Annotated in this window: 9 protein-coding genes and 4 tRNA genes; 6 read left to right on the top strand and 7 right to left on the bottom strand. The window is 31.3% G+C overall.

Features of this window, described 5'->3' with window-relative positions; genetic code table 11:
• Positions 1 to 139: 139 nt before the first annotated feature.
• The 6 genes from EG240_RS15310 to EG240_RS15285 form a co-directional block, all read right to left on the bottom strand.
• Positions 140 to 220 (bottom strand) — tRNA-Tyr (locus EG240_RS15310).
• Positions 221 to 261: 41 nt separating this feature from the next.
• Positions 262 to 342, bottom strand: a tRNA-Tyr gene (locus EG240_RS15305).
• A 42-nt stretch (positions 343 to 384) separates the two neighbouring features.
• A tRNA-Tyr gene (locus tag EG240_RS15300) sits at positions 385 to 465 on the bottom strand.
• 41 nt (positions 466 to 506) lie between these two features.
• Positions 507 to 587: transfer RNA gene (locus EG240_RS15295), tRNA-Tyr, on the bottom strand.
• A gap of 134 nt (positions 588 to 721) precedes the next feature.
• Entirely contained in the window at positions 722 to 1,540 is an 819-nt protein-coding gene (gene kdsA / locus EG240_RS15290) for a 3-deoxy-8-phosphooctulonate synthase (protein WP_125020220.1), read from the bottom strand.
• A complete protein-coding gene (locus tag EG240_RS15285; RefSeq protein WP_125020219.1) occupies positions 1,540 to 2,064 on the bottom strand; it encodes a DUF4199 domain-containing protein in 525 nt (174 codons plus the stop codon). The genes kdsA and EG240_RS15285 overlap by 1 nt, the downstream gene beginning before the upstream one ends.
• A gap of 161 nt (positions 2,065 to 2,225) precedes the next feature.
• Between EG240_RS15285 and EG240_RS15280 the strand changes: the two genes are divergently transcribed.
• The 3 genes from EG240_RS15280 to EG240_RS15270 are packed head-to-tail and all read left to right on the top strand — an operon-like array spanning position 2,226 to position 5,711.
• On the top strand, positions 2,226 to 2,732 hold the full coding sequence (locus EG240_RS15280; protein ID WP_125020218.1) for a SixA phosphatase family protein: 507 nt from the start codon (positions 2,226 to 2,228) through the stop codon (positions 2,730 to 2,732).
• On the top strand, positions 2,710 to 4,803 hold the full coding sequence (gene ppk1, locus EG240_RS15275; RefSeq protein WP_125020217.1) for a polyphosphate kinase 1: 2,094 nt from the start codon (positions 2,710 to 2,712) through the stop codon (positions 4,801 to 4,803). The genes EG240_RS15280 and ppk1 overlap by 23 nt, the downstream gene beginning before the upstream one ends.
• Entirely contained in the window at positions 4,803 to 5,711 is a 909-nt protein-coding gene (locus EG240_RS15270; protein ID WP_125020216.1) for a Ppx/GppA phosphatase family protein, read from the top strand. Before ppk1 ends, EG240_RS15270 begins: the two co-directional genes overlap by 1 nt.
• A gap of 66 nt (positions 5,712 to 5,777) precedes the next feature.
• Here the strand turns inward: EG240_RS15270 and EG240_RS15265 are convergent, their stop codons facing one another.
• Positions 5,778 to 9,242 (bottom strand): pyruvate carboxylase, encoded by a 3,465-nt coding sequence (locus tag EG240_RS15265; RefSeq protein ID WP_125020215.1) that lies wholly within the window; start codon positions 9,240 to 9,242, stop codon positions 5,778 to 5,780.
• 282 nt (positions 9,243 to 9,524) lie between these two features.
• On the opposite strand from EG240_RS15265, the gene EG240_RS15260 reads away from it, so the two are divergent.
• From EG240_RS15260 to EG240_RS15250, 3 genes are read left to right on the top strand one after another with little or no spacing between them, the layout of a single operon-like run.
• Positions 9,525 to 9,821, top strand: a complete 297-nt coding sequence (locus EG240_RS15260; protein WP_125020214.1) for a hypothetical protein — start codon at positions 9,525 to 9,527, stop codon at positions 9,819 to 9,821.
• A 2-nt stretch (positions 9,822 to 9,823) separates the two neighbouring features.
• The gene (locus EG240_RS15255; protein ID WP_125020213.1) at positions 9,824 to 10,204 is read left to right on the top strand and encodes a hypothetical protein; all 381 of its coding nucleotides are present in this window, start codon (positions 9,824 to 9,826) and stop codon (positions 10,202 to 10,204) included.
• A gap of 3 nt (positions 10,205 to 10,207) precedes the next feature.
• Entirely contained in the window at positions 10,208 to 11,347 is a 1,140-nt protein-coding gene (locus EG240_RS15250) for a glutathionylspermidine synthase family protein (RefSeq protein WP_125020212.1), read from the top strand.
• Positions 11,348 to 11,421 lie beyond the last annotated feature (74 nt).

Below are 11,421 nucleotides of genomic sequence, written 5' to 3'. Positions count from 1 at the left end.
GAGAAAAGTCCTTTTTCCTTTTTAGATTATCTAAACTTTTTGCCTAGTCCCCAACTTTTGTAATTGATCCATTAAAATCTTATAAAACGGAGCTTTTGAGTGAATAAAAAAAGACTCAATTTTTCAATTGAGTCTTTAGTGGGGAGAGCAGGATTCGAACCTGCGAAGGTTTCCCAACGGATTTACAGTCCGTCCTCGTTGGCCGCTTGAGTATCTCCCCATAAGCATATAGCTTATAGTATTTTCAAAATGTATTACTAGTGGGGAGAGCAGGATTCGAACCTGCGAAGGTTTCCCAACGGATTTACAGTCCGTCCTCGTTGGCCGCTTGAGTATCTCCCCATAGCATATAGCTAACTTTTAAATATTTTCAGTAATACATTGTGGGGAGAGCAGGATTCGAACCTGCGAAGGTTTCCCAACGGATTTACAGTCCGTCCTCGTTGGCCGCTTGAGTATCTCCCCATAAGCATATAGCTTATAGTATTTTCAAAATGTATTACTAGTGGGGAGAGCAGGATTCGAACCTGCGAAGGTTTCCCAACGGATTTACAGTCCGTCCTCGTTGGCCGCTTGAGTATCTCCCCATAAGCTTTTAGCTTATTGTAATTCCTTTCGTTATTACGGTTGCAAATATAGCGCTGTTTTCTAAGAATGCAAGCCTTTTCGCTACATTTTTTTTAAACTTTTTTTAATTAATTGGTTTGTAGGAATCTACTAATTAAAATTTATTTATCGTTTGTTTGATTGCAACTAATTTAGTCATTAAATCTTCGAAATAATCTAGATGTAACATATTTGCTCCATCACTTTTTGCGTTCGCAGGATCAAAATGTGTTTCAATAAATATTCCATCAACACCAACCGCAATACCAGCTTTTGCAACAGTTTCTATCAAATCGGGTCTTCCACCAGTAACTCCACTTGCTTGGTTTGGTTGTTGCAAAGAGTGAGTAATATCTAAAACTGTAGTAGCGTAATTTTGCATTGTAGGAATTCCTCTAAAATCTACAATCATATCTTGGTATCCAAACATTGTTCCGCGGTCGGTTACCATAACGTTTTCATTGTTAGAATCTAAAACTTTCTGAACAGCATGTTTCATGCTTTCTGGACTCATAAATTGTCCTTTTTTTAGATTAACTACTTTTCCTGTTTTTGCAGCAGCAACTACTAAATCAGTTTGACGTACTAAAAATGCAGGAATTTGTAAAACATCTACATATTGAGCTGCTAAAGCTGCATCTGAACTTTCGTGTATGTCAGTTACCGTTGGAACATTAAAGTGTTTTCCTACTTTTTGTAAAATTTCTAAAGCTTTTACATCTCCAATTCCTGTAAATGAATCAACACGTGAGCGGTTTGCTTTTTTGAATGAACCTTTGAATACAAAAGGGATTTTTAAATCGTTTGTGATTTTTACTAAACGTTCTGCAATCTGAAAAGCCATTTCTTCACTTTCGATTGCACATGGACCAGCTAAAAGGAAAAAGTTTCCGCTATCTGTATTTTTTATATTTGGTATATTATTGATATTCATTATTTTTTCTTTTTAGATTTTAACTCCACAACTTTTATTGGAGATTTGTAATTTTTAGTTTTCAAAAAATAAGCCAAAGCTGTAGAAAGTACGATTCCAAATGACAAAATGTCGCGCATGTTCTGGTACATTGTTGAATCGAAATTATAAGTTTTTACTAAAACTTCTTTAGTTTCTCTTCCTTTTGCAACTTGATATTCAATTAAATTAGAAAAATATTCTGGAGATATTGAATTATGTATGATGTAATGTGCAATTGGATTTAGCATTGCAGTAATTCCTGTTAAGAATAAACCAAATCTAAAAGCTTGTTTAAAATCCCATTTTCCATCATAAAAATTTATTTTTTTATCAAAAAATGCCATTATTGACATAAGTATTAGAATTAAAATAAATAATAATCCAAAAATGATAATGTTACTAAAGTCTTTATGATTTCCTGTTGCGTTTTCAATATAGGCCCAAATGCAATAAAAGGTAGTAATAATGGCACCCCATTTAATTTCTATTCCGATTTTTTTCATTATATTTTAAAAAAATTTATGTAAAATTAGTTTAAATATGTCGATTTAAAAAAAATAATTAATTTTCTGATATGTTAATTTTTTTTTATATATTTATTTGTATATCAATATTATAATTTTCTTGTGAAATTGTATTACTAACAATTTTTAAATCTAACTTAATGAAAAATTTAGTATTAATCAGACATGGAAAGTCAAGTTGGGAATTGCCAATCCGCGATCATGATAGGCCACTAACAAAGCGAGGGATTTCAGATTCTCATTTAATATCTGATAAATTAAAAAATCATTTACCAAATAAGTTTCTACTTTGGAGTAGTACTGCTCGAAGAACTTTGGATACTGCAAAAATCGTTGCTCAGAATCTTTTGATTCCTGAAGAATTGGTTATTCAAGATAAAGCAATGTACACTTTTGACTATAAATGTTTGTCTAAATTCATAAAAAACATAAATAATCAACATGATAACTTAATTCTTTTCTGTCATAACAATGCTATTACAGATTTTGTTAATAAATTTGGAGATACTTATATTGAAAATGTTCCAACAGCTGGTGTTGTTTTTTTAGAATTCAAACAAGATGATTGGAATGAGATTCAAGATGGTAAGGTTGTGAAAACCATATTTCCAAAACAGTTAAAAAATGAAGCAAAAAGATCACAATAGATATATTGATAGAGAAAAAAGTTGGTTAGCATTTAATGAACGTGTTTTACAGGAAGCAGCAGATGAAACTGTTCCATTATTAGATAGATTTAGATTTTTAGGAATTTTCTCAAATAACTTAGATGAGTTTTTTAGAGTGAGATATGCTTCAGTGCGAAGAATTTCGATGTCTAAAAATGCATTAAAAAAGTTAGATAACGGACAAACTGCTTCTGAACTACTACAAGAAATTACTGAAATTGTCATAAATCTTCAAAGCGAAAGCTTACAAATTCTTCATAAAATTGAAGAAGAGTTGAATAGACAAAATATATTCATGATTGATGAAACTGAGGTTGATGAAATTCATCATAGTTTCATTAAAGACTTTTTTATCAATGAAGTGAGTCCCGATTTGGTAACTATTATCTTAAATGATTTAGCAGAATTTCCTTTACTAAGAGACGCTCATGGTTATTTGGCTGTGAAGATGGTTATGAAGCAGAATCTCAATTCATCCAAAACCGAATTTAAACGTACACGTTACGCTGTAATTGAAATTCCAAATCACATCAATCGATTTGTTGTACTTCCTGAAGTTGACGGAAAACAATATATTATGATGCTTGATGATGTAATTCGTTATAATCTGTCAAGTATTTTTTCAATTTTTAATTATGAGCGCGTTTCAGCTCACATGATTAAAGTTACTCGTGATGCAGAATTAGATTTTGATTCAGATTTACATAAAAGTTTTTTAGAAAAAATATCAAATAGCGTTAAAGATCGCCGTGTTGGTGAAGTTGTTCGTTTTGTTTATGACAATAAAATGGAAAAAGATACACTTCAATTTTTCTTAGATAAGATGGAAATTGAAGCTATTGATAGTATAATACCAGGTGGAAAATATCATAATCGACGTGATTATATGAAGTTTCCTGATTTAGGTCGAAAAGATTTAAAGGCAAAAAATAATTATCCATTACCAGTTGAAGGTTTAGATATTGAAGGAAGTTTTTTTTCTCAAATCAAAGAACGAGATTTTTTAGTTCACACACCTTTTCAATCTTTTAATTATCTAGTTCGTTTTCTTAGAGAAGCTGCACTCGATCCAAAAGTTTCGGATATAAAAATCACACTTTATCGTTTGGCGCATAATTCTCAAATTATTAGTTCGCTGATAAACGCTGCTAAAAATGGTAAAAGTGTTACTGTTCAGATTGAACTTCGTGCTCGTTTTGATGAAACAAGTAATATTTATTATGCCGAATTAATGCAAACTGAAGGAATCAAATTGATTTTTGGCGTAAAAGGTTTAAAAGTTCACAGTAAAGTTTGTGTGATTGAACGTAATGAAGGAAAGAAAATCCGTAGATATGGATTTATTTCTACAGGAAATTTTAATGAATCAACTTCTAATTTTTATACCGATGTTACTTTGTTGACTGCACATCAAAAAATCATGAAAGAAGTTTCTAAGGTTTTTGATTTCTTCGAAGTTAATTATAAAATTCAACGTTACAAACATTTGATTGTTTCTCCACATTTTACTAGAATTCGTTTGTATAATTTAATTGAAACGGAAATTGAAAATGCAAATGTTAGAAAACCTGCTTTTATTAAAATGAAGATGAATAGCTTGTCTGACTATAAAATGATTGATCGTTTATATGAAGCGAGTAGAGCAGGAGTTAAAATTCAATTGATTGTTCGGGGTATATGCTGTTTGATTCCAGGAATTCCAGGAATGAGCGAAAATATTGAAGCAATTAGTATCGTAGATAATCTGTTGGAGCATTCTCGAATTTATATGTTTGGTAATGATGGAAATCCTGCAATTTTTATTTCTTCTGCTGATATTATGACACGAAATATTGATGAAAGAGTAGAAGTTACTTGTCCGATTTATCAAGAAGATATTAAACAAGAATTGATGGATACATTTGATATTTATTGGTCAGGAAATGTAAAAGTTCGCATTCATTCTGAAGATTTATCAAATACTTATAGAAAAGATGAAAATCATATTTTTAGAGCACAATTAGAATTATATAATTATTATAGAAATAAAATAGAAGTAATTTTAGACTAATGATTCAAATTAAAAAATATGCTGCAATTGATATTGGTTCAAATGCAGTTCGTTTATTGATAACCAATATAATTGAAGATAATAATAAAATTCAGTTCAATAAAAGTCATTTAATTCGTGTGCCAATTCGTTTGGGTCAAGATGCGTTTACTGTTGGTGAGATTTCTGAAGAAAACATCAAACGAATGACAAAGGCAATGAAAGCTTTTAAACTGCTTATGGAAGTTTATGGCGTGGAGAAATATGCAGCTTGTGCAACTTCTGCTATGCGTGAAGCTTTTAATGGTACTGATATTGTAAAATCTATTAAGCAAGAAACCGATATTCATATCGAAATTATTGATGGTAAAAAAGAAGCTTTGATTATTGCAAATTCTGATTTAAATTCAATAATTAAAAATGAAGGAAATTATTTATTTGTTGATGTTGGTGGTGGAAGTAGTGAATTTACACTTTTTTCAGACGGAAAGCAAATAACTTCAAAATCTTTCAAAAACGGAACAGTTCGATTATTGAATAATATGGTTACCGAAAACGTTTGGAACGAAATTCAAAAATGGATTAAAAATGCAGTTGAAAATTATCCAAATATTCAATTGATTGGATCGGGTGGAAATATCAATAAAATTTTTAAAATGTCTGGAAAACCTCAAGATAAGCCATTAACAAATGTTTATCTTAATCAGCAATTGCAAAAATTAAACACCATGTCCTATGAGCAACGAATTTCAGAATTAGGTTTAAATACAGACCGAGCCGATGTAATTATTCCTGCAATTCAGATCTATTCAAATGCACTAAAATGGAGTGGCGCAAAACAGATTTTTGTTCCTAAAATTGGATTATCAGACGGAATTGTTAAAGCAATTTATAATGACAATTCAGGAATTAAAATACATAATTTGTAAACTAAAAAAATAAGTTCGAAAAAGATCGAACTTATTTTTTTGAATATATATTTTCCTTTTTGTTTTTTATTCCATTTCGATGATTAAATCGTTTTGGTCAACCATTGTATTTGAAGGAAGTACAACACGTTTAATTTTTCCTGATTTAGGAGCAGAAACCGTACTTTCCATTTTCATTGCTTCAATGATGAATAAAGCAGTTCCAGAAGCAACTTCATCACCTTCTTTAACCAAGATTGTTGATAAACTTCCTTGTAAAGGAGCTCCAATATGAATTTCTGGATTCGTTACTTTTTCATGAGCAACTTTTTGTGATTTGATAGAATTATCTTTAATCTTCACAGTACGTTGACCTCCATTTAATCTAAAAGTTACTCTTCGAACTCCTTCGCTATTTGCTTTTGCTATATGAAGTAATTCAACATGAATATCTTTTCCTTTATGTAACGAAATTTTCATCTCTTTATTCAATTCCAACGGATAATAGAAAATCGGAGTTGGCAATTCTTTTAAATCACCATATTTCTCTTTATTGTTGTAATATTCTTCATAAACTTTCGGAAACATTTGATAAGACAAATAATCCAAGAAATTTGAACCAGGGAATTTTTTGTAGAATTGTTGTGTAGAAAGTTCTAAATCAACATCTGGTAAAATTTGAGCAGCCGGAGCAGGAATTTCTCTTTCGTTTCGTAAAACAATTCCTCTCAACTTTTCAGGAAATCCTCCGTAAGGAACACCTAAATCACCTTTAAAGAATCCGATTACAGAGGCTGGAAATGATAAATTTTTGGTTTCATCTAAAACATCTTCTTTAGTCAAGCTGTTTGCTGTCATAAATAAAGCCATATCTCCAACAACTTTACTACTTGGAGTTACTTTTACAATATCACCAAACAATTCGTTAACTGCTTTATAATTGTTTTTAATAACTTGATATTTATCTCCTAAACCAACACCTTCAGCCTGTTGACGTAAATTAGAATATTGTCCACCCGGAATCTCGTTATCATAAACTTCTGCAGTTGCTGATTTTAAATCCGATTCAAAAGGATAATAGAATTCACGCACAGCTTCCCAATAGTTACTATGTTCATTTAAGCTTTGTTTGTTTAACGGATTTTCACGTTCGTTTCCTTCTAACAAAGCAGCCATAGAATTTAAATTTGGTTGAGAAGTAATCCCAGAGAAAGAAGCTAATGCACAATCAATTGAATCAATTCCAGATTCTATCGCTTTTAAATAAGTCGCAATCTGAGTTCCTGCTGTATCGTGTGTATGTAACGCAATCGGAATTTGAACTGATTCTCTTAAAGCTGGAATTAAAATTTCGGCAGCATTTGGTTTTAATAATCCAGCCATATCTTTAATTGCAAGCATATGAGCACCTGCATCTTCAAGACGTTTAGCTAAATCTGTATAATAATTTAAATTATATTTATTATTATCTTTTCTTAATAAATCACCTGTATAACAAATAGAAGGCTGTGCAATGGCTTGTGTATTTTTAGAAACAAATTCGATTGCAGGCAACATCGATTCTAAATTGTTTAACGAATCGAAAATTCTGAAAATATCAATTCCATTTTCCCAAGCTTTTTCAATGAATTGCTGTACGATATTTCTTGGATAAGCCGAATATCCAACAGCATTACTTCCTCTAAATAACATTTGAAGTAACGTGTTAGGCATCGCTTTTCTCAATTCTTGCAAACGTTCCCAAGGACATTCTTGTAAGAAACGTAAAGCAACATCAAACGTAGCTCCTCCCCAAACTTCAGAAGAGAACATTTGAGAATTATTTTGAGCAAAACCACCAGCGGCTGCTAAAATATCTTTTGATCGCACACGAGTTGCAACTAAAGATTGATGTGCATCACGATAAGTTGTGTCTGTAAAATGAATTTTTTTATCGTTTCTAATTTGTTTTAAGAATTCTTCACGACCTAATTCATTTAACAAATCTTTACTTCCTTTTGGATATGATTTTAATTTGTCAAACGCAGGAATTTCAGGTGTTCTGAATACTTTAGAAGCATCATACGATTTAATATCAGAATGACCGTTTACACTAATATTTCCTAAATATTTAAGAATCTTAGTTGAACTGTCTTTTAATTTTGAAATTTCAAATAACTCAGGGTGTTGGTCAATAAAATTAACGGTACAATCTCCTTTTCTGAAAACTTCGTGTCCGATTACATTCTCTAAAAAGTTCATATTTGTAGTTACACCACGAACTCGAAACTCCGTCAATGAACGATGTAAACGCTGTGCAGCACCAGAAAGCGTTCTTCCGGTTGCGGTAACTTTTACAATCATCGAATCGAAGAAAGGTGAAATTTTCATTCCTTGATAAGCGCTTCCTTCATCTAAACGGATCCCAAAACCACCCGCATTTCTGTATGCAATTAAAGTTCCATAATCTGGTTTAAAACCGTTTGCAGGGTCTTCTGTTGTGATACGACATTGAATTGCAAAACCATTAATTTTTACACTTTCTTGATTTTCAATATGAATTCTTGGGTCAGAAAGTTTGGTTCCTTGAGCGATTAAAATTTGACTACGAACTATATCAATTCCTGTAATTTCTTCTGTAACGGTATGTTCAACCTGAATTCGAGGATTCACTTCAATAAAATAAACATTATTATGTTTATCAACTAAAAATTCAACCGTACCTGCATTATTATAATTTACGGCTTTAGCAATTTTAATAGCATAATCGTAAACTTCTTGTTTTGCTTTTTCTGGAAGATTCGGAGCCGGAGCAATTTCAACTACTTTTTGGAAACGGCGTTGAACTGAGCAATCTCTTTCAAAAAGATGTACAATATTACCGAAATTATCAGCTAATAATTGTACTTCGATGTGTTTTGGATTTTCGATGAATTTTTCGATAAAAATGGTACCATCTCCAAAAGCTTTTAATGCTTCGTTTGAAGCTTCAAGGAAAGAAGGTAAAACTTCTTCTGCTGATTTAACAACACGCATTCCACGTCCACCACCACCGGCAGCTGCTTTTAAGATAATTGGAAAACCAATAGCAATTGCTCTATCGGTTACTTCGTGAGCAGCGTCAATTGAAAGAATTGCATCTTCGATTACTGGAACTTCGATAGAACGAGCTAATTTTTTTGCAGCGATTTTATCTCCTAATTGCTCCATAACTTCTGGTTGCGGTCCAACGAAAATTATACCTTCTTCTCTACATCTTCGAGCAAAAGTTACATTCTCACTTAAAAATCCGTAACCTGGATGAATTGCATCAACTTCATTTTCTTTTGCAGTTTTGATGATTTCTTCAATATCCAAATAAGGTTTTAAAGGTTGGTCATCTGGACCGATTTGATAAGATTCATCAGCTTTGTAACGATGTAAAGAATAACGATCTTCGAAAGTGTAAATAGCAACTGTGCGAATACGCATTTCAGAAGCTGCTCTCAATACACGAATTGCGATTTCACCGCGATTTGCAACCATAATCTTTTTAATAGATTGGTTGTTTGTTGTGTTGTTTAAAGTTGTCATTTTGTGTTGTAAGTTGTTTTTTTTACTGCAAAAATTTTTATAAAAATATAACAAAAAACTGTTTTTTATATTTTTTTTTGCGACGTTTGGTTATTTGATTGCGAAAATAAATCTATTTTTTTAAGAAATAAATTAATATTATATTTTTTTTAAACAAAATTAATATTCAAGATTAATTCTTAATTTAAATATTTATAGAATATCATAGTTTTTGATTAATCATAAATAAATTTGAATTTGAATATTTAAATAATTTTAAGCATCTTTGTATAAACCTATTATATGAAAAAAATATTAGCTATTACTTCAATATTGACACTTATTTCATGTGGTAATAATGAAAAAGAAGATAATTTAGAAAACTTAAATAAAAAATCTGCGAGAGAAGTAGTTTTATCAACTCAAACTAAAGGAGATACCGTTTTCCATATTACCAAACAAATTATTTGGTTCAACAACGAACAAATTGCAACCGCTGTTGATACGGTTGTTACATTGAAAAAAGAAAGTACTTGGGAAACTGCTCAGGATAGTACAATCAGCCTAGATAAAATTCCTATTTACGTAACCATTCAATAATTATGAAAAAGAGATCTTCAAAAGCGGTTACTTTGATTTTAATCACTTCTGTTTTGGCTTCTTGTAACAAACCAAAAGCTGAAAATGAAGAAATTTCGCAAAAAGTATTTATGCGAGCAGATTCAACAGCTCCATATACTGAAGTAAGTCAGAACTATTCACAACACAATAATGGTGGTTCTGGAATGGGAAGCGCCCTTTTGTGGTATATGGCGTTTAGACATATGGGTGGCGGACTTGGTTACGCAAGTGGTGGTTTAAATCAACAATCAGTTGTAGGGAATAATCCTGCAAAAGCTCAAGCGTACAATAAAGCTGTTTCTAGAGGCGGATTTGGAAAAACTTCTACAACTACATCTTCAAATACAAAAGCAGGTTCGTAAATAATGAAAATTAAACATTTAGTTAAAGATACAAATTGGCAAAATCGTGTCGAAAGCATTGGGTATGGCTATCATTCTGATAATGGAATTCCATATTGGGTGGATGATTATTATTTTAGTATTTCTCCTTTATTTGCTGATGAAATTTACAATGCAACAACAGAGCTTTGGCAAATGTGCTTGGCTGCGGTTGAACATGTGATTGAAAATAAAAAATACCATTTATTCCACATTCCCAATTACGTTCATCATCATATTGAACGCAGTTGGAACAATGAAACGCCAAGTATTTATGGCCGTTTTGATTTTGCATATGACGAAATTAAGAAGCAATTAAAACTACTTGAATTTAATGCTGATACACCAACTTCACTTTTTGAATGTGGTGTTGTTCAATGGCATTGGAAACAAAATTATTTCGGAGATTCTAAAGATCAATTCAATTCAGTTCATGAACAGTTGATTCAAACTTGGAAAGAAATTAAACCTTATTTAAAAGGAGAAACTTTGCATTTTACTTGCGTCAGAGAATCGTTGGAAGATTTAACAAATGTTGAATATTTACGTGATTGTGCGATGCAAGCTGGAATTCAAACCCAACTTTTGTATATTGATGAAATCGGATGGAATGGTTCAAACTTTGTTGATTTAAATGATCAGCCAATTACTGATATTTTTAAATTATATCCATGGGAATGGATGATTAATGAAGAATATGGACATCATATCACAAATGATATTTTAGAATCGCAATGGATTGAACCTTCTTGGAAAATGGTTTTATCAAATAAAGCTATTTTAGCTATTCTTTGGGAATTATATCCAAATCATCCATTGTTATTAGAAACTTATTTTAATGATTCAAAAGGGATGCCGAACTTTGTTAAGAAACCTCTATTATCTCGTGAAGGCGCAAACATTTCAGTTATAAGTAACAATCGAATTATTGAATCTACACAAGGAGATTATGGACAAGAAGGGTTTATTTATCAGGAATTAGCTTCATTAATAAAAAACAATAGTGGATATTCGATTATCGGAAGTTGGATTATAGGTCAAGAATCTTGTGGAATTTCGTTCAGAGAAAGTGATTCTTTGATAACAAATGACCGAAGTAGATTCATTCCTCATATTATTGAATAATGAATATGTTAAATCAATAGCGTCCTAAATAAATTTAGTGCATAAAATATCCTCTCACTTTAGTAGGTTACAAG

Source organism: Paenimyroides tangerinum, from assembly GCF_003865405.1.
GTDB lineage: Bacteria > Bacteroidota > Bacteroidia > Flavobacteriales > Flavobacteriaceae > Flavobacterium > Flavobacterium tangerinum.
Note: the sequence above shows the minus strand (reverse complement) of the source record. Positions and strands in the feature narration are given on the sequence as shown.